This is a genomic window from Blastococcus carthaginiensis, assembly GCF_030731085.1.
In the GTDB taxonomy this organism is placed as follows: domain Bacteria; phylum Actinomycetota; class Actinomycetes; order Mycobacteriales; family Geodermatophilaceae; genus Blastococcus; species Blastococcus carthaginiensis.
Map to the genome: position 1 here is coordinate 95,860 of NZ_JASNFN010000005.1, position 20,706 is coordinate 116,565.

At 72.2% G+C, this 20,706-nt stretch carries 17 protein-coding genes; 10 read left to right on the top strand and 7 right to left on the bottom strand.

What is annotated here, in order from left to right; translation table 11 throughout:
• Nucleotides 1-191: 191 nt before the first annotated feature.
• Entirely contained in the window at nucleotides 192-2,303 is a 2,112-nt protein-coding gene (glgX, locus tag QOZ88_RS07485) for a glycogen debranching protein GlgX (protein WP_305999166.1), read from the top strand.
• A complete protein-coding gene (gene treY / locus QOZ88_RS07490; protein WP_305999167.1) occupies nucleotides 2,300-4,633 on the top strand; it encodes a malto-oligosyltrehalose synthase in 2,334 nt (777 codons plus the stop codon). The genes glgX and treY overlap by 4 nt, the downstream gene beginning before the upstream one ends.
• A 61-nt stretch (nucleotides 4,634-4,694) precedes the next feature.
• Here treY and QOZ88_RS07495 read toward each other — a convergent pair whose 3' ends face one another.
• Nucleotides 4,695-5,462, bottom strand: a complete 768-nt coding sequence (locus QOZ88_RS07495; protein WP_305999168.1) for a hypothetical protein — start codon at nucleotides 5,460-5,462, stop codon at nucleotides 4,695-4,697.
• A gap of 136 nt (nucleotides 5,463-5,598) precedes the next feature.
• On the opposite strand from QOZ88_RS07495, the gene QOZ88_RS07500 reads away from it, so the two are divergent.
• Nucleotides 5,599-6,336: a hypothetical protein gene (locus QOZ88_RS07500; RefSeq protein ID WP_305999169.1), complete on the top strand. Its 738-nt coding sequence runs from the start codon at nucleotides 5,599-5,601 to the stop codon at nucleotides 6,334-6,336.
• Between the two features lie 12 nt (nucleotides 6,337-6,348).
• Here the strand turns inward: QOZ88_RS07500 and QOZ88_RS07505 are convergent, their stop codons facing one another.
• Nucleotides 6,349-7,242, bottom strand: a complete 894-nt coding sequence (locus QOZ88_RS07505) for an ATP-grasp fold amidoligase family protein (protein ID WP_305999170.1) — start codon at nucleotides 7,240-7,242, stop codon at nucleotides 6,349-6,351.
• Nucleotides 7,243-7,324: 82 nt separating this feature from the next.
• Nucleotides 7,325-8,326: an ATP-grasp fold amidoligase family protein gene (locus QOZ88_RS07510; RefSeq protein WP_305999171.1), complete on the bottom strand. Its 1,002-nt coding sequence runs from the start codon at nucleotides 8,324-8,326 to the stop codon at nucleotides 7,325-7,327.
• 331 nt (nucleotides 8,327-8,657) lie between these two features.
• On the opposite strand from QOZ88_RS07510, the gene treZ reads away from it, so the two are divergent.
• Nucleotides 8,658-10,415 carry a malto-oligosyltrehalose trehalohydrolase gene (gene treZ, locus QOZ88_RS07515; RefSeq protein WP_305999172.1) on the top strand — a complete coding sequence of 586 codons (1,758 nt, stop codon included), beginning with the start codon at nucleotides 8,658-8,660 and terminating at the stop codon, nucleotides 10,413-10,415.
• A gap of 1 nt (nucleotide 10,416) precedes the next feature.
• Nucleotides 10,417-11,145 (top strand): dihydrofolate reductase family protein, encoded by a 729-nt coding sequence (locus tag QOZ88_RS07520; protein ID WP_305999173.1) that lies wholly within the window; start codon nucleotides 10,417-10,419, stop codon nucleotides 11,143-11,145.
• A gap of 1 nt (nucleotide 11,146) precedes the next feature.
• Here the strand turns inward: QOZ88_RS07520 and QOZ88_RS07525 are convergent, their stop codons facing one another.
• Both QOZ88_RS07525 and QOZ88_RS07530 read right to left on the bottom strand, forming a co-directional pair.
• Nucleotides 11,147-11,533 carry a type II toxin-antitoxin system VapC family toxin gene (locus QOZ88_RS07525; protein WP_305999174.1) on the bottom strand — a complete coding sequence of 129 codons (387 nt, stop codon included), beginning with the start codon at nucleotides 11,531-11,533 and terminating at the stop codon, nucleotides 11,147-11,149.
• Nucleotides 11,530-11,766 (bottom strand): type II toxin-antitoxin system Phd/YefM family antitoxin, encoded by a 237-nt coding sequence (locus QOZ88_RS07530; protein ID WP_305999175.1) that lies wholly within the window; start codon nucleotides 11,764-11,766, stop codon nucleotides 11,530-11,532. Before QOZ88_RS07530 ends, QOZ88_RS07525 begins: the two co-directional genes overlap by 4 nt.
• Nucleotides 11,767-12,114: 348 nt before the next feature.
• On the opposite strand from QOZ88_RS07530, the gene QOZ88_RS07535 reads away from it, so the two are divergent.
• The 5 genes from QOZ88_RS07535 to QOZ88_RS07555 all read left to right on the top strand — a co-directional run bounded on the left by QOZ88_RS07535 (nucleotide 12,115) and on the right by QOZ88_RS07555 (nucleotide 18,147).
• Nucleotides 12,115-13,182, top strand: a complete 1,068-nt coding sequence (locus QOZ88_RS07535; RefSeq protein WP_305999176.1) for an ATP-dependent DNA ligase — start codon at nucleotides 12,115-12,117, stop codon at nucleotides 13,180-13,182.
• An 88-nt stretch (nucleotides 13,183-13,270) separates the two neighbouring features.
• Nucleotides 13,271-14,833: an alpha/beta hydrolase gene (locus tag QOZ88_RS07540; RefSeq protein ID WP_305999177.1), complete on the top strand. Its 1,563-nt coding sequence runs from the start codon at nucleotides 13,271-13,273 to the stop codon at nucleotides 14,831-14,833.
• Nucleotides 14,834-14,867: 34 nt separating this feature from the next.
• Complete coding sequence (locus tag QOZ88_RS07545) at nucleotides 14,868-15,935, top strand: DNA polymerase domain-containing protein (RefSeq protein WP_305999178.1); 1,068 nt, start codon at nucleotides 14,868-14,870, stop codon at nucleotides 15,933-15,935.
• A gap of 55 nt (nucleotides 15,936-15,990) precedes the next feature.
• Nucleotides 15,991-16,914 carry a tyrosine-type recombinase/integrase gene (locus QOZ88_RS07550; RefSeq protein ID WP_305999179.1) on the top strand — a complete coding sequence of 308 codons (924 nt, stop codon included), beginning with the start codon at nucleotides 15,991-15,993 and terminating at the stop codon, nucleotides 16,912-16,914.
• A 708-nt stretch (nucleotides 16,915-17,622) separates the two neighbouring features.
• Entirely contained in the window at nucleotides 17,623-18,147 is a 525-nt protein-coding gene (locus QOZ88_RS07555) for a DUF6158 family protein (RefSeq protein ID WP_305999180.1), read from the top strand.
• 537 nt (nucleotides 18,148-18,684) lie between these two features.
• On the opposite strand, the gene QOZ88_RS07560 is transcribed toward QOZ88_RS07555, so the two are convergent.
• Both QOZ88_RS07560 and QOZ88_RS07565 read right to left on the bottom strand, forming a co-directional pair.
• Nucleotides 18,685-19,872, bottom strand: a complete 1,188-nt coding sequence (locus QOZ88_RS07560; RefSeq protein ID WP_305999181.1) for an MFS transporter — start codon at nucleotides 19,870-19,872, stop codon at nucleotides 18,685-18,687.
• 44 nt (nucleotides 19,873-19,916) lie between these two features.
• Complete coding sequence (locus QOZ88_RS07565; protein ID WP_305999182.1) at nucleotides 19,917-20,702, bottom strand: IclR family transcriptional regulator; 786 nt, start codon at nucleotides 20,700-20,702, stop codon at nucleotides 19,917-19,919.
• Nucleotides 20,703-20,706 lie beyond the last annotated feature (4 nt).

Consider the following 20,706-nt stretch of genomic DNA (forward strand, 5'->3'; position numbering starts at 1 on the left):
GTCCCCGGGCCGGCCGCACCCGTGCCCCGACCGCGGCGCCGGGTCGCCAGTCTCACTGCCCGCGCAGGTGTGGCGGGTCCCGCGGGCGGGCAACCGGGTCCCGACGTCCGTCCCCGACCCGGGCGCGCGAGCATGTACCCGGGTCACCCGCCCCCAGCCCCGGGGCGCCCTGCGCAGGAGGAATTCCCCAGATGACCCAGGTGTGGCCCGGAAGTGCCTACCCCCTCGGCGCCACCTACGACGGCACCGGGACCAACTTCGCGATCTTCAGCGAGGTGGCCGAGAAGGTCGAGCTGTGCCTCTTCGACGACGAGGGCAACGAGGAGCGCATCCGCCTGCCGGAGATGGACGGCTACGTCTGGCACGCCTTCCTCCCCGGCATCCACGCCGGCCAGAAGTACGGCTTCCGCGTGCACGGTCCCTACGATCCCGCGCAGGGGTGGCGCTGCAACCCGAACAAGCTCCTGCTGGACCCGTACGCCAAGGCGATCGACGGCCAGGTCGCCTGGGACCCGTCGGTGTTCGGCTACGACTTCGAGACCAAGGAGCGCAACGACGAGGACTCGGCCCCGCACATGCCGAAGTCCGTCGTCGTCAACCCGTACTTCGACTGGGGCGTCGACCGCCCGCCGAAGACGCCCTACAACAAGACGGTCATCTACGAGGCCCACGTCAAGGGGCTGACGATGACCAACCCACGGATCCCCGAGGAACTGCGCGGCACGTACGCCGGCATCGCCCACCCCGCGACGATCGAGCACCTCACCGAGCTCGGCATCACCGCCCTCGAGCTGCTGCCGGTGCACCGGTTCGTGCAGGACGACACGCTGCAGCAGAAGGGCCTGCGCAACTACTGGGGCTACAACACGATCGGCTTCTTCGCGCCGCACGACGAGTACGCCAGCGACACGACGGCCGGCCAGCAGGTGCAGGAGTTCAAGGGCATGGTGCGGGCCCTGCACGAGGCGGGCATCGAGGTCATCCTCGACGTGGTCTACAACCACACGGCCGAGGGCAACCACCTGGGCCCCACGCTGTCGTTCAAGGGCATCGACAACCGGGCGTACTACAAGCTCGTCGAGGGCGACGAGCAGTTCTACATGGACTACACCGGCACCGGGAACACGCTCAACGTCCGGACGCCGCAGTCGCTCCAGCTGATCATGGACTCGCTGCGCTACTGGGTCACCGAGATGCACGTCGACGGGTTCCGCTTCGACCTCGCCTCCGCCCTGGCCCGCGAGCTGCACGCCGTCGACCGGCTGGCCACCTTCTTCGACCTCGTCCACCAGGACCCGGTCGTCAGCCAGGTGAAGCTGATCGCCGAGCCGTGGGACGTCGGCGAGGGCGGCTACCAGGTCGGCAACTTCCCGGCCCTGTGGACCGAGTGGAACGGCAAGTACCGCGACACCGTCCGCGACTTCTGGCGCGGTGAGGGCGGGACCATCGGAGAGTTCGCCGACCGCATCTCCGGCTCCTCGGACCTCTACCAGCACTCGGGCCGGCGTCCGATGGCCAGCATCAACTTCGTCACCGCGCACGACGGCTTCACGCTCAACGACCTCGTCTCCTACAACGAGAAGCACAACGAGGCCAACGGGGAGGGCAACAACGACGGCGAGAGCCACAACCGCAGCTGGAACTGCGGGGTGGAGGGCGAGACCGACGACCCGGAGATCCTCCTGCTGCGCGCGAAGCAGCGGCGCAACTTCATCACCACGATCATGCTCAGCCAGGGCGTGCCGATGCTGCTGCACGGTGACGAGCTCGGACGCTCGCAGGGCGGCAACAACAACGGCTACTGCCAGGACTCCGAGCTCACCTGGATCGACTGGGAGAACGTGGACGAGGGGCTGCTCGAGTTCACCAAGAAGGTGACCAGGCTGCGGAGCGACCACCCGACGTTCCGCCGTCGCCGGTTCTTCCACGGCCGGCCCGTGCGCCGCGGGCTGGGCGACCCGGTGCCGGACATCGCCTGGCTCGCTCCCTCGGGCGAGGAGATGGCCGACGAGGACTGGGACGCCGCCTACGCCAAGTCGCTGGCGGTCTACCTCAACGGGGTCGGGATCCGGGAGACCGACGAGCGCGGCGAGTACGTCTCCGACGACCACTTCTACCTGGCCTTCAACGCCTCGCACGAGCCGATCGAGTTCACCCTGCCCAGCGCCGACTACTCGCGGAGCTGGACGCCGGTGCTCGACACCGCCGAGATGCACGAGGTGGAGCCGGTCGACGTGAAGCCCGGCGAGACGGTCACCGTGCAGGGCCGCTCGATCGTCGTCCTGACGGGGCCCGCCCAGTGAGCCAGCCCATCCAGGTGCCGGGGGCCGAGCGTCGCCGCGGGACCCCCGCGGCGACGTACCGGCTGCAGGTGCACGCCGGCTTCCCCCTCCAGGACGCCGCCGAGGTCGCCGGCTACCTCGCCGACCTCGGCGTCACCCACGCCTATTCCTCCCCGCTGCTCCGCTCGGCGGAGGGCAGCAACCACGGGTACGACACCCTGGACCACGCCCACATCGACGAGGCCCGGGGCGGGCAGGCCGGCTTCGACCGCTTCGTCGCCGCGCTGCACGAGCACGGGTTGGGCCTGGTGCTCGATCTCGTGCCCAACCACATGGGCGTCGACGACCCGGCGGCCGCCCCGTGGTGGTGGGACGTGCTCCAGCACGGGCAGGGCAGTGCCCACGCCGCCGCCTTCGACATCGACTGGGACTTCGGTGGCGGCAAGGTGCGCATCCCCGTCCTGGGATCGGCCGACGACGTCGAGAAGCTCGAGGTGGTGGACGGGGAGCTGCGGTACTACGACAACCGCTTCCCCCTCGCCCCCGGCACCGGTGAGGGGACCCCGCAGGAGGTGCACGGCCGCCAGCACTACGAGCTGGTCGACTGGCGCCGCGCCGACTCCGACCTGAACTACCGGCGGTTCTTCGCCATCAACACCCTCGCGGGGCTGCGGGTGGAGGACCCGGCGATCTTCGACGCCACCCACGAGCTGGTGCTCCGGCTCGTGCACGACGGCGCCGTCGACGGCCTGCGCATCGACCACCCCGACGGGCTGGCCGACCCGAAGGGCTACCTCGGCCGACTGGCCGAGGCGTCGGACCACCGCTGGACGGTCGTGGAGAAGATCCTCGAGCCCGGCGAGGACCTCCCCGAGTCCTGGGCGACCGCGGGGACGACCGGCTACGACGCGCTCGCCGAGGTCGCCGAGGTGCTGGTCGACCCGGCCGGCGAGGCGGCGTTCACCGAGCTGGACACCGAGCTGGCCGGTGTGCCGGTGGACTACGCGCAGCTGGTCCACGACTGCAAGCGCGAGGTCACCGACGGGATGCTCGGCTCGGAGGTCGCCCGGCTGGTGCGGGTCATCGGCGAGCTGCCGGGCATCGAACGCGCCCAGCAGACCGAGGCGCTGGCCGAGCTGCTGGCCTCCTTCCCGGTGTACCGGAGCTACCTCCCCGACGGGCGGGAGCACCTCGACGAGACGGTGGCGGCGGTGCGTGCGCGCCGCCCCGACCTGGTGGCGGCGCTGGACGCACTGCACCCGGTGCTGTCCCAGGCGGGCACCGAGGCGGCCACCCGGTTCGAGCAGACCAGCGGGCCGGTGATGGCCAAGGGTGTCGAGGACAGCGCCTACTACCGGTGGGCGCGGTTCGTGGCGCTCAACGAGGTGGGCGGCGACCCGGCCGTCTTCGGGAGCACGGTCGGGCAGTTCCACGCGGCGCAACAGCGGCGGCAGGCGGTGCGGCCGCTGTCGATGACCACGCTGTCGACGCACGACACCAAGCGCAGCGAGGACGTGCGGGCCCGGCTGGCCGTGCTCGCCGAGATCCCGGACGAGTGGGCGCAGCTGGTGCGCGGCTGGCTGGCGCGGCACCCGCTGGCCGACCGCTCGCTGGCGCACCTGGTGTGGCAGAACCTGGTGGGCGCGTGGCCGCTCTCGCGCGAGCGCGCGCACGCCTACGCGGAGAAGGCCGCCCGCGAGGCGGGCACCGTCACCACCTGGACCGATCCCGACGAGGCGTTCGAGGCGCAGCTGCAGGCGCTGGTCGACGCGGCGTTCGACGACCCCACCACGCGCTCGGAGATCGACTCGTTCGTCACCCGCATCGCGCCGCTGGGCTGGTCGAACTCGCTCACCCAGAAGCTGCTGCAGCTGACCATGCCGGGCGTCCCGGACGTCTACCAGGGCACCGAGCTGTGGGACCTCTCGCTGGTCGACCCGGACAACCGCCGTCCCGTGGACTACGCCCTGCGCCGCCAACTGCTCGCTCGGCTGGACGGTGGGGATGTGCCGGCGGTGGACGAGAGCGGGGCGGCCAAACTACTCGTCGTGTCACGCACCCTGCGGGCCCGCCGCGACCATCCCGGGTGGTTCGCCGGGTACGAGCGGGTGACGGTCACCGGCTCGGCGGCGGACCACCTGGTCGCCTACGACCGCGGCGGCGTCGTCGTCGTGGGGACCCGGCTGCCGGCGGCGCTCGCCCGGACGGGCTGGGGCGACACGGCCCTGCAGCTTCCCAACGGAGCCTGGGAGGACCTGCTGACCGGCGCCCGGGTGGTCTCCGACGTGGCGGGCGTCGCCGCCGACGTGGTGCTCACCCGTCTGCCGGTGGCGCTCCTCGTGCGGGCGTAGGAGTCCGGCGGTGGTGCGGGACCTCGGTCGGCGCACCACCGGCACCGCACGCCGGCGGCGGTCAGGACGGCGAGGCACCCGGCCGCTGGTCGACGAGCTCGACCGGTCGTGCGGCGGGCCGGACGAGCTGCCGCGAGGCCACGAGCATCGCCGCCAGGAAGACGAGCGCGCCGGACATCTCGAGCGCCTCCTCGATCGAGGAGGCGATGACGAACGCCAGGCTGCCCTTCTCGCCGCCGTTGAGGTCGTACGCCAGACCACCGAGAGCCTCCACGCCGATCGCGCCCCCGACGTAGAGGACGGCGGCGATCACGACGAGCTTCCGGACGCCGGCCGGCAGCGCCCGGAGGAAGCCGAGGTAGGCGAGCGCGAAGGCGAGGACGAGGGGTGCGGCCAGCAGGATCCAGCCGAACGAGAGGATCCCGCGGGCTTCGATCAGCGAGTCGACGATCGCGTCGGCCGACTCGTGCAGCCGGCCCGCCTCGTCGGCGGAGAGGTAGGCGAAGGCGAGGGCGAGGAGGCCCCAGTGCCGCGACCACCGGTCGCCCGCGGCCCGCCGGCCCACCGCGATGCCCCAGATCACCAGGGCGGAGAGCAGCAGCAGCGCCGCGTTGAACCAGGACGCCAGGTTGGCCTCCTCGTCGACGCTGAAGATGCGCAGGAGGCCCTGGAACCCGAAGAACACCGGCTGCCGCGCGCCGCTCTCGAGCTCGGCGGCGATCGCCGGGTCGGTGGCGATCAGCCGGAGCACGAGGCTCACGAGGTTGATGACGACGGCCAGCGCGCCGAGCGCGACCAGCAGGCGTCGGGTGTTGCCGACCAGCACCATCGTGGATCTCCTGCCGTTCCGAGACCCCCGCGGGCCGTCGTCAGTCCGCCGACTCTAGCCGTGGACCCTCGGGACCGGCTCCGCGCCCTGTCGTCCGGCACGCGGGCCCACCCCGGCCTGCGTAGCATCCGACCGCATGACCGGACGTGACGTGGAACGGGTGCAGCTGCTGTGGACGGGCGGCTGGGACTCGTCGTTCCGGCTGATGCAGCTGCTGCTCGTCGAGGGGCGCGCGGTGCAGCCGATCCACGTGCTCGACACCGGTCGGCCCAGCACGCTCTTCGAGCTGCGCGCCATGGAGGCCATGCGCGCGGGCCTGCTCGCCCGGCTGCCCGACCCCGCCCTCCTGGCCCCGACCCGGTTCGTGCTGGCCAGCGACCACCTGCCCGGGCCGCGGGACGCCGAGATCGGCGACCGCCTGCTCCGGGAGACCTCGATGGGCACCCAGTACCTGTGGCTCAGCGGGCCGGCGGCGGCGCTCGGCTGGTCGGGTGTCGAGCTCTGCATCGAGCGCTACGAGTCCGGCCTCAGCGACTGGCAGCGCCGGGTGTTCGACGAGCCCGGCCGGCTCAACGGCTCCCCGGAGTCCGAGCTCTTCCGGTTCTGGTCGTTCCCCGTCATGCACCTGACCAAGGAGGAGATGCGGGAGATCGCGCGGTCGCACGGCTTCCTGGACCTGCTCGTGCTGCGCTGGTCCTGCTTCCGCCCGCTGGACGGCCGGCCCTGCGGCCGGTGCCGGCCCTGTCGGCTGACGCACGATGAGGAGGTCCGGTTCGCCAACCCCGTCCTCGTCGCGGCGCGCGACCTCGCGCGCAAGACGCGGAAGGGGCTGCGCGAGCCCGCCGCGGCGCTGGCGCTGCTGCGCCGCCGCTGACGCCGCGGGGGCTCAGCGCGACAGCGTCGGCAGGGACCAGCGCGATCCGAGCCATGCGTCGAACGCCGCGGGCTCGAACCGGGTGACGCCTCCGCCCGGGTACGGCGTGAGCTCGCCGAACCAGATCGTGCCGCCCGAGCTGTAGAGGTCGACCCGCATGAAGTCGACGTCCCGGGCGAGCACCTGTGCCGCGTGCAGCATCGCGGGAAGGTTCGCCGGTGCCGCGGTCGGGGATCCGCTCGGCACGGTCTTCTGGACGGGGAGGGGCTCCCAGTCGGCGGTGTAGTAGTTCCGCACGTGGTCGCTCGTGGACCTGCCCCGGTCGACCTGGACCGCGGCGACCTTCCCGTCGAAGACGAAGAACTTGTAGTCGTCCAGGGGCTCGCCCCCGCCGATGGCCTCCTCGACGAGGAGCAGCTTCCGGGCGCTGCTGTACGCCCACTCCCCCAGCAGCACGCCCTGGTCGTCCCGCAACCAGTCCCGCGTCGCCGCGACCGTCGATGCGTCGACCGCCTGCCCGGCCGCCCCGAACTGCACCAGACCGCTGCGGTGGTTGGGCTTGAGCACCCAGGCCCGGTCGAAGGCACGGCCGGCCACCGCACCCAGGTCCGCCCCCGACCACAGCGTCTCGGGCACGGCCACGCCGGCCGCCTCCCGGAGGCGGTGGGCGTGGTCCTTCATCGCCAGCTTGTCGCACGTCCACGCCAGCTCGGGCCGGCGGTCGCGCAGGATGCGCCAGTTGACCTTCTCGGAGAACGTCTGCGGGTGGCGCAGGCGGGGCAGCTGCCGGTGCCCGGCCAGGTACAGGTAGCGCCGCCGGGCGGTCGGGGGCAGCAGCCCGGCGATCCGGCGGTGCGCCGGCTGGAGGCAGGAGCGGAGGACCGCGTTCAGGTGGCTCCGGGGCATCGAGGTCCTTCTGCGCGGGACGCCGGCGGGCCCGGCGACATCCTGGCCGTGCGGGTACAGGTGCCCCACGGTCCCGCAGACACTAGCCGGGGTAGCTGCTTCCGGCACCCGTCCGTCCGGGGACGCCCACGCCGCCCGCGCTCCCGGCCGGCGTGGTCGGGACCTCCGGCCGGGCGTCCGCCGGGGCACCGCGGTGCGAGGACGTCGGCAGGGACCACAGCGATCCGAGCCACGCGTCGTAGGAAGCCGGCTCGAACCGGGTGACGCCGCCGCCCGGGTACGGCGTGAGCTCGCCGAACCAGACCGTGTCCCCCGAGCTGTACAGGTCGACCCGCATGAAGTCGAAGGGGCGCCCCAGCACCTCGGCCGCGTGCAGCATCGCGGCCAGGTTCCCCGGCGCTGCGGTCGGCCGCCCGCTCCGCACCGTCTTCTGCACGGGGAGAGGCTCCCAGTCGGGGGTGTGGAAGGTCCGCACGTGGTCGTTCGTGAACCTGCCCCGGTCCACCTGGATGGCGGCGATCTTCCCGTCGAAGACGAAGAACTTGTAGTCGTCCAGGGGCTCACCCCCTCCGATGACCTCCTCGACGAGGAACAGCTTCCGGGCCCGGCTGTAGGCCCACTCCCCCAGCAGCACGCTCTGGTCGTCCCGCAGCCAGTCCCGCGTCGCCCCCACCGTCGACGCGTCGACCGCCTGCCCGGCCGCCCCGAACCGGACGAGGCCGCTCCGGTGGTTGGGCTTGAGCACCCAGGCGCGGTCGAACGACTCACCCACGACCGCTGCCAGGTCATCGCCCGACCACAGCGTCTCGGGCACGGCCAGGCCGGTGTCCCGCTGCGAGAGGTGGGCGTACTCCTTCATCGCCAGCTTGTCGCACGTCCACGCCAGCTCCGGCCGGCGGTCGCGCAGGATGCGCCAGTTGACCTTCTCGGAGAACGTCCGCGGATCCTGCAGGCGAGGCAGGTGCCGGTGCCCGGCCAGGTACAGGTAGCGCCGCCGGGCGGTCGGCGGCAGCAGCCCGGCGATCCGGCGGTGCGCCGGCTGGAGGCAGGAGCGGAGGACCGCGTTGAGCTGGCTGCGGGGCATGGGTCGGGTCCTCCTGCGGGAAGCGCCGGGAGGTCGGCGGGCCGCGGGCCGTGGCGGGCCCGGGCGGCCCGCCGTCGCGTCGAGGCTAGGGAGGTGATCGGCCTCCCCGCTTCCCTCGACCGAGGGGGACCCCGCCGACCGGCCGCCCGGCGGTCAGCGCGGGGACGCCGGCAGCGACCGGTGCGCCCCGAGCCACGCGTCATCGCCGGCCCGTCGGGGCGGCCGGCGGTCGCCCACTGCCGGGATGGCACGGTTGGGCGTCGGCGTGAAGGGCATGAAGCTCGCGCCTGTCACCACCGGCCAGGCCCGTCCGCCCTGGGAGGCACCCTGCATGTCCGCACCCGTCGAGTTCTCCGTCTGGGCCCCGCTGCCCGAACGCGTGCGCGTGGAGGTCGAAGGCACCGTCCACGAGATGCGGCGGGACGACGGCGGCTGGTGGCGCACCGAGGTCGAGGCGGGGCCCGACGCCGACTACGGCTTCCTGCTCGGCGACGACGACGGGAAGGTCTACCCGGACCCCCGCTCCCGCCGCCAGCCCGAGGGGGTGCACGGCCTCTCCCGGCGCTTCGACCCCTCGGCGCACGCGTGGGGCGACCGCGCCTGGACCGGCCGCCCGCTGGCCGGCGGCGTGGTCTACGAGCTGCACGTGGGCACGTTCACCCCCGAGGGCACGCTGGACTCGGCGATCGCGAAGCTCGACCACCTCGTCGACCTCGGCGTCGACTTCGTCGAGCTGCTCCCGGTCAACGGCTTCGACGGCACCCGCAACTGGGGCTACGACGGCGTCCTCTGGTACACGGTGCAGGAGACCTACGGCGGCCCCGCCGCCTACCAGCGTTTCGTCGACGCCTGCCACCGGCGCGGGCTGGGCGTGGTGCAGGACGTCGTCTACAACCACCTCGGCCCTTCCGGCAACTACCTGCCGCTGTTCATGCCGGTCTTCAGCGAGGGCGGCGCGAACACCTGGGGCGAGTCGGTCAACCTGTCCGGGCCGGACTCCGACGAGGTGCGCCGCTACATCCTCGACAACGCCCTCATGTGGCTGCGCGACATGCACGTCGACGGGCTGCGCCTCGATGCCGTGCACGCCCTGGTCGACGAGCGGGCCACCCACCTGCTGGAGGAGATGGCCGAGGAGGTCGACCGGCTCTCCGCCGCCGTCGGCCGGCCGCTGACCCTGATCGCCGAGAGCGACCTCAACGACCCGCGGATGGTCACCCCGCGGATCGCGGGCGGCACCGGCATCCACGCCCAGTGGAGCGACGACTTCCACCACGCGCTGCACGCCACGCTGACCGGCGAGGACCAGGGCTACTACCGCGACTTCGCCGAAGCCGGGCTGGGCGGCCTGGCCAAGACGCTCACCGGTGCCTTCTTCCACGACGGCGCCTGGTCGAGCTTCCGCCGCCGGCACCACGGCCGGCCGGTGGACACCGCGCACCTGCCCGGCTGGAAGTTCCTCGGCTACCTGCAGGACCACGATCAGATCGGCAACCGGGCCGTCGGCGACCGCATCTCGGCGTCCCTCTCCCCCGGCCTGCTCGGCGTCGGCGCGACCCTCGTGCTGGCCAGCCCCTTCACACCCATGCTGTTCATGGGCGAGGAGTGGGGCGCGTCCACGCCGTGGCAGTTCTTCACCAGCCACACCGACCCGGAGATCGGGCGGGCGACGGCGGAGGGCCGCAAGGGCGAGTTCGCCGAGCACGGGTGGGACGCCGACGAGGTGCCCGACCCGCAGGACCCGGAGACCTTCCGCCGCTCCACGCTTGACTGGAGCGAGCCGGAGGAGGAGCCGCACGACCGGCTGCTGGCGCTGCACCGCTCGCTCCTGGCGCTCCGCCGCGCCCACCCCGAGCTGGTCGACCCGGACCTGGCGTCGGTCGAGGTGACCTGGGACGACGCCGACCGCTGGCTGGTCGTGCACCGCGGCACGCTGCGGGTCGCGGTGAACCTCGCCGACCAGCCGCGCGAGGTCGACCTGGACCGCCGGGTGGGCGAGGTCCTCTTCTGCACCGGTGAGCTGCCCGAGGTGGACGGCGAGACGGTGACGCTGCCGGCCGAGAGCGCCGCCGTCCTCGCCACCCGCTGACGTGCGCCGCCTGCTCCCCGCCCCGGCCCAGCTCGACGACGACGGGCTGGTCGAGGCCTACCGCCTGCCCCCCGGTCGCTCGCTGCGGGTGAACTTCGTCGCCTCGCTCGACGGCGCGATCACCGTCGACGGGGCGAGCGAGGGGCTGGGCTCCCCTGGCGACCGGCGGGTGTTCCAGGTGCTGCGCGCGCTGGCCGACGTCGTCCTGGTCGGGCACGGCACCGCATCCGCCGAGGGCTACCGACCGGTGCTGCCGGACTCCGCCGTCGGCCGGCTGCGGGCGGTGCTCGGCCGGCCGCCGACGGCGCCGATCGCGGTCGTCTCCCGGCGGGCGTCGCTCGACCCGGCGAGCGGCCTGGTCACCGACGCCGTCTCCCCCACGATCCTGATCACCTGCGGGGCCGCCGACCCCGATCGCCGCGCGGCGCTCGCCGCCGCCGGCGCGGACGTGCTGGTCTGCGGGGACGACGACGTCGACCTGCCCGCCGCGCTGGCCGCCCTCGCCGGGCGCGGCCTGGAGCAGGTCACCTGCGAGGGCGGGCCGCAGCTCCTGCGCAGCGCCCTGTCCGCCGGCGTCGTCGACGAGCTGGACCTGTCGATCGCCCCCGCTCTGGTCGGCGGCGAGACCCGGCTCCTGGACACCGCCCTGGGCGCCCCCGCCCGGCTGGAGCTGCGCCAGCTGCTCGAGGAGGACGGGATGCTCTTCACGCGTTACGCGCTCGGCGCGTAGCTCACCCGACCAGCCGTACGGCGTCGCCGTACCCGACGAGCCGCCGGTCCGCGGTGAGGAGGACTGCGCCCTCGGCGACGGCCTGGGCGATCAGCAGGCGATCGAACGGGTCGCGGTGGACGTCGGGCAGGTGCTCGACGCCGGCGGCGTGCTCGGTGCTGACGGGCAGGTGGTCGAGCGCCAGTTCACCGGCCACGCGGCGGGTCCACGTCCGCACGTCGGAGCCGAGCGACAGCTTGCCCAGGCGCTGCTTGATCGCCAGCTCCCAGATGCTGACTGCCGACACCAACCGGCGGTCGGCATCGGCCACCAGGTCCCGCGCCGCGCCGAGCCGCTCCGACCTATGCGTCAGCCACACGACCACGCGCGTGTCGAGCAGGACCCTCACGGCCATTCCTCGAACGCCCGCTGCAGGTCCTCCGGCAGCGGATCGTCGAAGTCGTCGGCGATCCAGACCCGGCCGCGGTCGAGATCGAAATTGGGCGTCCGCCGTCGCGGACCGACCAGCCGGGCGACCACCCGACCACGGTTGGTGATCTCCACTTCTTCCCCCGCGGCGACGTCCTCGAGTAGCCGGGACAGATGCGTCTTCGCCTCGTGCACCCCCACCGACTTGGTCATGCGATCTAGTCTAGTTCCGCGTCACGCAACCTTCGACTGGTTCAAGCTGGGCCGGCTAACGCTTCGCGTCAGGACAATGTGCGCAGACGCGCCATTCCCGTGCCGAAAACTGACCATCTGCGCACTCCGTGGCCCTCACCGGCGATCTCGGGAAGGCAGCCGCCAGGCAGGCGAACGTTGACGGCCGCAGTACTAGTTCCACGGTGCGGCCCGACGGTGCGGACGCGGGCCCGGGGACCCGACCTCGCGGCGCAGCAGCCACCCTCGCCGCACACCGCGAGGACGCCGACCGCGGGGCGAGGGTCGCGATCTCGATCGGGACCGCCGGTGGCTGCTTGACTGAGCGGCATGGACCTCCCGCTGCTGCCGCCGGTGAAGCCGATGCTCGCGAAGGCCGCCACGAAGGTGCCGGTCGGCGACGAGTGGTTCTACGAGCCGAAGTGGGACGGGTTCCGCTGCATCGTGTTCCGCGACGGCGACGAGGTCGAGCTCGGCAGCCGCAACGAGCGCCCGCTGACCCGCTACTTCCCCGAGGTCGTCGCCGCGGTGAAGGAGAACCTGCCCGAGCGGTGCGTCGTCGACGGCGAGATCGTCGTGCCGCGGGACGACCGGCTGCACTTCGAGGCGCTGCTGCAGCGGATCCACCCGGCGGAGTCGCGCGTCACGCTGCTCGCCGAGCAGACCCCGGCCTCGTTCGTCGCCTTCGACCTGCTCGCCCTGGGGAACGAATCGCTGCTGGAGACGCCGTTCGCGCAGCGGCGGGCCCGGCTCGAGGCCGCCCTGTCCGGCGCCCGCCCCCCGGTGCACCTCACCAGCGTGACCCGGGACGCCGCCACCGCCGAGCGCTGGTTCGGGACGTTCGAGGGCGCCGGCCTCGACGGCGTCGTCGCCAAGTCCGCCGACCTGCCCTACGGCCCCGACCAGCGGCTGATGACCAAGGTCAAGCACGTGCGGACGGCGGACTGCGTGGTCGCCGGCTTCCGCTGGCACAAGAGCGGGCCGATCGTCGGCTCGCTGCTGCTCGGCCTGTACGACGGCGAGGAGCTGCAGCACATCGGCGTCGCGGCGTCCTTCCCGATGGCCCGCCGGGCCGAGCTGGTCGAGGAGCTCGCGCCCTACCGCGCCGAGGCGCTCGACGGCCACCCCTGGCAGGACTGGGCCAACGCCCAGGTGCAGGCCGACGGCGAGCAGCGGATGCCCGGGGCGGTGAGCCGGTGGAACGCCAAGAAGGACCTCTCGTGGGTGCCGCTGCGCCCCGAGCTGGTCGTCGAGATCAAGTACGACCAGCTCGAGGGGCGTCGACTTCGTCACACCGGGCAGTTCCTCCGCTGGCGCCCCGACCGGGACCCCCGCAGCTGCACGTACGACCAGCTCGACGTGCCGGTGCGCTACGACCTGGCCGAGGTCCTGGACTAGGTAGGAACCCTCTGCGGCGGCCCTCCCGGAGGGGCCCGCCGCGGGCTTCGCGGGCGGTGAGGTCGCTCGGCTCCCTATCCTCGTGATCATGCGTCTGCACCGTGGCCTCCCGGCCGCCGCGTCCGGCCTGCTCCTGGCCCTGCTCCTCGTGCTCACCGGCTGCACCTCCTTCGGCGAGACCACGGAAGAGCCCGCCGCCAGCACCAGCACGGCACCGGCCGAGCCCGAGGTCGCGCCGATCGAGTGGACCGACTGCGACGCCCAGATCCAGCCGCTCGTCGAGGGGCAGCCGGGCAGCGAGCGCGACATCGCCTTCGAATGCGGCCGCACCGACGTGCCGATCAGCTACGACGAGCCCGGCGGCGCCACGCTGCCGCTCTTCCTCGTCCGCGCCTCGCTGGCCGGGCAGACCGATCCCCTCGGGTCGCTCATGGTCAACCCCGGCGGCCCGGGTGGCTCCGGCGCCGACGCCGCCATCGGGCTGGCGCTGACCCTCCCCGAGGACGTGCTGCGCCGCTTCGACGTCGTCGGCTTCGACCCGCGCGGCGTGGGCCTGTCCACGCCGGTCGAGTGCATCCCCAAGGAGCTGAAGGACCGCGCGATCGCCGCGGAGCCGCGCCCGACCACCGAGGAGCAGCTCGACGACGTCTTCGCGCTCTCCAGCGAGATCGCCGAGGGCTGCGCCGAGGAGTACGGCGAGGCGCTGGGCACCTTCAACACCGTGGACACCGCCCGCGACATGGAGCAGCTGCGGCAGGCCCTCGGCGAGGAGCAGCTGACCTACCTCGGCTACTCCTACGGCACCACGCTGGGCTCGACCTACGCCGAGCTCTACCCCGGCCGCGTGCGCGCCATGGTGCTGGACGCCGCCGTCGACCCCGACGTCGACGCGGTCGCCGACGCCGAGGCCCGCGCCGCCGCGTTCGAGGCCGGCTTCGACGCCTTCGCGGAGAACTGCCGCGGCCTCGTCGCCGGCTGCCCGCTGGGCGACGACCCCCGGCTCTTCCTCGAGGAGCTGCTGGCCCAGACGCAGACCACGCCCGTCCCGAGCAGCGAGGAGGGCGAGACCCGGCAGGCCACGCCCGGTGTCATCCTCACCGCGGTGCAGGCCGCGCTGTACGACACCGCCTCCTGGCCGCAGCTGGCGCAGGGCCTCGCCGCCGCGCGGAACGGCGACGCCCGGCTGCTGTTCTCGCTGGCCGACGACTACAGCGGCCGGCTCGAGGACGGCACCTACTCCAACCTCCTCGACGCCAACGTGGCGATCAACTGCGCCGACACCGAGGAGACCGTGCCCGAGGAGCGGGTGCGCGAGCTGGTCGGCGAATGGAGCGCCCGGTACCCGCTGTTCGGGGCCGGGGCGGCGGCCGGGCTGTTCACCTGCTCGGTGTGGGACGCCGAGCGCACGCCGATGCCGGAGCGCGACGCCGAGGGCAGCGCACCGATCCTCGTGATCGGCAACGCGGGCGACCCGGTGACCCCGCTGCCCGGCGCCGTCGACCTCGCCGAGGACCTGGACAGCGGCGTCCTGCTGACCTGGCAGGGCCAGGGGCACACCGCCTACCCCAAGACCGAGTGCGTGACCGCCGCGGTCAACGCCTACCTCATCGATCTGGTGGCGCCGGTGGACGGGCTGACCTGTCCTGCGTGACACTCGGCGCTCCCCGAGCGAGCGGAGTGGGTGAATGGCCGGCAGCAAGGACGCCGTCGTCCTGCAGGTCGACGGGCTCGAGGTGCGGGTCTCCAACCCGGAGAAGCCGTACTTCGCCGAGCGCGGCCTGCGCAAGATCGACGTCGTCGAGTACTTCCTCGCCGTCGGCCCGGGGATCCTCGGGGCGCTGAGGGACCGGCCGACGACGCTGGAGCGTTGGCCCGGGGGCTACTCCCCGGACGCGAAGATGGCCACGCGGGCGGACGGCCACGGGGACGCCTTCTACCAGAAGCGGGTGCCGAAGAACGCCCCCGACTGGGTGCCGACGGCGCACATCAGGTTTCCCAGCGGGCGGACCGCCGACGAGATCGCGCCGGACTCGGTCGCCGTCGTCGCGTGGTGCGCGAACCTCGGCACCCTCACCTTCCACCCGTGGCCGGTGGGCAAGGACGACGTCGAGTCGCCGGACCAGATCCGCATCGACCTCGACCCGCAGCCGGGCACCGACTTCTCCGACGCGGTGCGGGTCGCGCCGCACGTGCGGGAGCTGCTGCACGAGTTCGGCATGGAGGGGTGGCCGAAGACCTCCGGCGGGCGCGGGGTGCACGTCTACGTGCCGATCCTGCCGCGCTGGACCTTCACCGACGTGCGCCGGGCGGTCATCGCGTTCGGCCGCGAGCTGGAACGCCGGCTGCCCGACCAGGTGACGATGTCGTGGTGGAAGGAGGAGCGCGGCGAGAAGATCTTCATCGACTACAACCAGATGGCCAGGGACCGCACCATCGCGTCGGCCTACTCCATCCGGCCCAGGCCGCACGCGCCGGTCTCCGCACCCGTCGACTGGGACGAGCTGCCCGACGTCCACCCCACCGACTTCACCGTGCTGACCATGCCGGCGCGCTTCGCGGCCGTCGGTGACAAGCACGCCGGCCTGGCCGACCACGCCTTCGGCATCGAACCGCTGCTCGAGCTCGCCGAGCGCCAGGCCGCCGACGACGGCCTCGGCGACCTGCCCTACCCCCCGGACTACCCGAAGATGCCGGGCGAGCCGATGCGGGTGCAGCCCAGCCGCGCCAGGCGCTCTACCAGCCAAGATAGCTGATCCGGACATCATCTCGGGACTAGCACAGCGCTCACTCGCCCGATAACCTGCCGCCGTGGCGATCCGGCTTGAAGACCTGCTGGCGTCCTTCCGGCGGCACCTGCGGGCCGCCGCCAAGGCGCCGCGGACGATCGAGCTGTACAGCCAAAGCGTCCGGTACTTCTCCCGGTGGCTGATCGAGCGAGGCCGCGAGCCGGTGCTTGACGAGCTGACCCGGCACGCGATCAGCGCGTGGCTGGCCGAACTTGCCGAGACCGCCGAACCCTCCACCGTCGGCACGCGGCTGCGTGGGATGCGCCGGTTCTGCCGCTGGCTGGTGAGTGAAGGAGAACTGGAGGTCGCTCCGACCGACGGCATCGAGATCCCCAGCCCGCCCGATAAGCCGGTTCCGATCCTGTCCGACGACGAGATCACCGCCCTGCTCAAGGTCTGCGCGGTGCCCCGTGGCCGGCCCGGCGTCTACGACCGAAGCGTCTTCCTGGGCCGCCGGGACGAAGTCGTGCTGCGGCTGCTGCTGGACACCGGCGTGCGCGTCTCGGAGCTGTGCGGACTCGAGTTGAGCGACATCGACCTGGACCGGGAGCTCGCCTACGTCACCGGCAAGGGCTCCCGCCCCCGAGTCGTGCCGTTCGGCGCCAAGACCGCCCAGGCCGTCGATCGCTACCTACGGGTGCGCGCGCTGCACCCCTACGCCCGTTCCCCCCGGCTGCTGCTCGACCAGCGCGGCCCGATGACCCCCGACGGTGCCCGCGACGTGCTCCACACCCGCGCCGCGCAGGCCGGCGTCACCGACGTCCACCCGCACCGCTTCCGGCACACCTTCGCCCACCGCTGGCTCGCCGGCGGCGGCCAGGAACGGGACCTGATGATGCTGGCCGGCTGGCGCTCGGACGACATGCTCTCCAGGTATGCCGCCTCCACGGCGGTCGAGCGCGCCCACGACGCTCACCGACGTCTGTCCTTGGGGGATCGGCTGTGAGCCGGTCCCCTGCTGAGGAGTCACGCAGACTTGTCGGCCACGGGTAACCGGCGGACTGCTGGAGCCAGCAGAGGGGACCGCGAGCGATCTCGGCAGACGCCCGAAAGCCTCCAGTTCTTCTCCAGTGAACCTGCTGAGTGCCGACTCGCCTCGATGACCTCCTGGCTGGCTGCGAACCGACGATCAGGGCAGCGACCCCCGCCTGCGCGGGCCAGTGGCCTCGGAGACCGCGCCGATGGTGACCCTGCGAGTTGATATTGACGGCGTTGACCACTGATGGACGGTGACGAACTCGCAGGTCAGCGGCTTCAGGCGTGAGCAGACGTCGTTGACTATCGTGGGCTATTGAGGGTGGTTCGTTGGTCGCAACTTGGTCGCGTCGTAGTGGCCCCGCCACCCGAACCCCCTCCCCCGCGATACATCACACATGAGCCCCTGCACCTCCTTGCACGGAGCGCAGGGGACGGAGTGCTGGCGGCCGACCGTCGGCCTGAGCAGGACCCGTGTGTTCCGTCGTGATCCCGTGATCCGGGACGCCTCCTTCCCGAGACGGCTCAGGAGTCGTTGACTCTGCTTCCTGACCACCTCCCGGGAGCCTGCTCGGCTGTCGTTCGCTGCCCCTCGCCCGGCCCACGCAGTGATCGACCCGCCCCCGGTTCCCTGAATCAGAGCGAAGGAACGAACATGACCGATCGATCAGGCGTCCCGGTGCGCCAACTGTCCGACGAGGAGCTCGAGCGTGAGTGCTTCCACGCACACGACACGCGCCACTGGGTCTTCCTCAACGGATCGGCCACGCAGTTCCGGACCCACACCGAACGAATGCTCGAGCTGGAGCAGGAGTACCTGCGACGGCATCCGCAACGCACCTGGCAGGGCGTCGACGTTCCCGCGAAGGCACCGTCCCGGGAGGATCACGTCCGTGATCTCGTAGCGACATTCTCCCGGGCGATAGCTGCCGTGCTGGACGACGAGGGCGGCTCCGCGATCACCGGTGGCACCGATCGCCGCGAGGTCGAGGCCCAGGTCACGCTGCTGCGGCACTTCGTGGAGGCACCAGAGGGACGGCTGCACCGACTGGAGGCTCGCCAGCTCGCTCGACAACTCTTCGAGGACAGCCAGGTCGTCGCCCGCCTCTACCGCCAGGACCCACCGTTGCTGCAGGCTGAACGCGACGTTCGGGTGATCACGGATGCGGGGCGGGCCTGGCTGCAGGAGCACTCCCGGACGTGAGGCTTCACGACCTCAGCCGCCGGGCCGCCCGATCCCCTGACCCGACAGCGGGCGGGTGTTCCGGGCGACCACAACGCCAGCATGCGGGCATCGGAAGAGAGGCCAGGAAGTGATTCGGCAAGCGCACACAACGGAGCCGGCCGAGTAGCCATCCCGACACAGGAGGACACCACTCGATTACTCCATGCCAACTGATGCGGCACTGGGGGATCCGGACGGTCGTCGCACGTCGGCCTCCACCGATCCGGGCAGCACCGGCCGCCCGTCCTCGCTGTACCGCCCGGCGAGCTTGTGGAGACCCTAATGGGGGTCTGGCGTCCGAATGCGCTGTGGGGCCGGTGATGGTTGTACTGGTGCAGCCGGGTCGCAGGGCCTTCCGGCGGGCTGACTCGCTCCGCCGGTGCCGCCCTTGAGGAGTTGACCGCAGCGCGATCGCCGCTGCTCGAACTCGCCACCGGTCCGCCGGCCGAGCGCACCCGACCCTCCGGGTGACGCCCGGTGGGAGTCGGGTGATATCCAGAAGCCGGGGATCGTCAGTCACTTCGGCGCTGCGGTGCCAGTTCCCCGGCGGACGTCGCCCACGCCGGGGTCGATGCGGGCCCGCACGACGTCGAGGCTGAGGAGAGCCCCGAGCCCGGCCATACCGGCGGCCACGGCGAAGGCGACCCAGAAGCCTCCCGCGACCTCCGCGAGGAATCCCCCCAGCGGCGTGCCACAGGTCTGCGCGAGCGCGAACGCGAGGGTGCAGCGCGCGAAGACGGCGCCGAACTGCCGCGGAGGGAGGAAGTCGGCGAGATGGGCGGCCACGACCGACGGCAGCCCCGACATCATGAGGCCGAACAATACTGCTGACGTCGTCGCAAGGGGTTCCCTGCCAGTGATGGCCAGGAGGATTGCGCCGGCCATCACCAGGTGACCCAGCACGAGAGTCCGTCCACGCCCCCAACGGTCCGACAGCCGTCCCAGCACCACACCACCGAGGACCAGCGCGACCCCTACCACCGTGAAGACCGCTGAGGCATGGCCCGGAGAGAAGCCCACGTCCTCGAGCGCGGCCACCAGGTAGCTCACGTAGATCGAGTACGCCAGTCCGTAAGCGGCGTAGCCGCTGGTCAGGCCGCGCCAGCCGGGGACCTGCCGCAGGGACACCGCAACCGGGTCGGATGCAGCCGGTGTCGAGCTCGGCGACCGCAGGACGGCGAAGCACAGCACGAGCACCACCAGGGCCAGGGCCGCTTCGGTCGCGTAGACGCTGCGCCAGTCGGTCGCGCCGTCCGCTCCTCGGACAATGCTGGTGAGGGCGCCGGCGACGACGATCCCCGCGCCGATCCCCGACCCGATGAAACCGATGGCCAGCCCCCGCTTGGACGGGTGCACGACCGACCCTACGAAGCCAGGTGACGGCAACCAGATCAATGCCGCACCGAGACCGGTGAGAGCGAGTCCCATGGACAGCACCGGCACGCTTCCCGCGAGGGCCAGGACCGCCAGACCCACCGCGCTGGCCGCCAGGCCTGCCCGGATCGATGTCGTGGGGCCCAGCCGCGCGCCGAGGAGGCGGACCACGAGGACGCCGAACACGTAGGCGAGGACGTTGACGGCGCCGGCCAGCCCGGCCACCGCATAGGAGCCTGCCAACTCACGCTCGATCGGGGGAAGAAGCAGCGAGTACGTGAAGCGACCGAACGCCTGCGCGATGGTGGAGCACAGCACGACCACGGTCACGAGGAGCCACGTCGACCGTCGCTCGAAGCCCGGGCGGGGCTCTGTCACACCCCGCTGGCCCGACGAGCCAGGACCCCACCCGTCCCAGTGGCCGCCGCTCGCACGATGGTTGCGACGGTATCGGGTCGGAATCGGGTCGACGGGCCCGTCACGCTGAGGGCAGCGACCGGCCGCTCCCGGGCGTCCAGAATCGGCGCTGCGACGCAGACGATACCGACGGCTGATTCCTCGTACTCGTAGGCCACCCCGGTCTCGAGGACTCGTTCCAGTTGCCGTCGCAGCAGGCCGGGAGCCGTCACCGTCCGCGACGTCCGTCTCTCGAGGCCGGCCTCGATCACCCGCCGGAACAATTCGGGACCCGAGTAGGCCAAGAGGGCTTTGCCGATGGCAGTGCAGTACAGCGGCATGCGACCCCCCACCCGGGAAGGCGACGAGGCCTGGCGATGACCACCGATCTTCGCAACGTAGACGACGGAGTCCTCGTCGAGCACCCCGAGGTGCACGGTTTCGTGGGTGCGCTCGTAGACGTCCTCCATGAACGGGGTGGCCACCTCGAGCAGCCCTCGCTCGACCGAGGCCCGCATCCCCAGCTGGAACACCCGCCCGCTGAGCCGGTACCCACCCTCGACCCTGTCGAGCAAGCGGACCTGCAAGAGGTCGGTGACGATCCGGTGCAACGTCCCCTTGGGCAGGCCTGTCCGCCTGCCCAGTTCGGCGAGGGCGACGCAGTGGTCATCGGCTCGGAAGGCGAACAGGACCGTCACCACCTTGCCGAGGACCGTGTTCAGGTCCGCCGGCGGGTGGTCCGGACGAAGCGGTTCGATCGTCATGCCG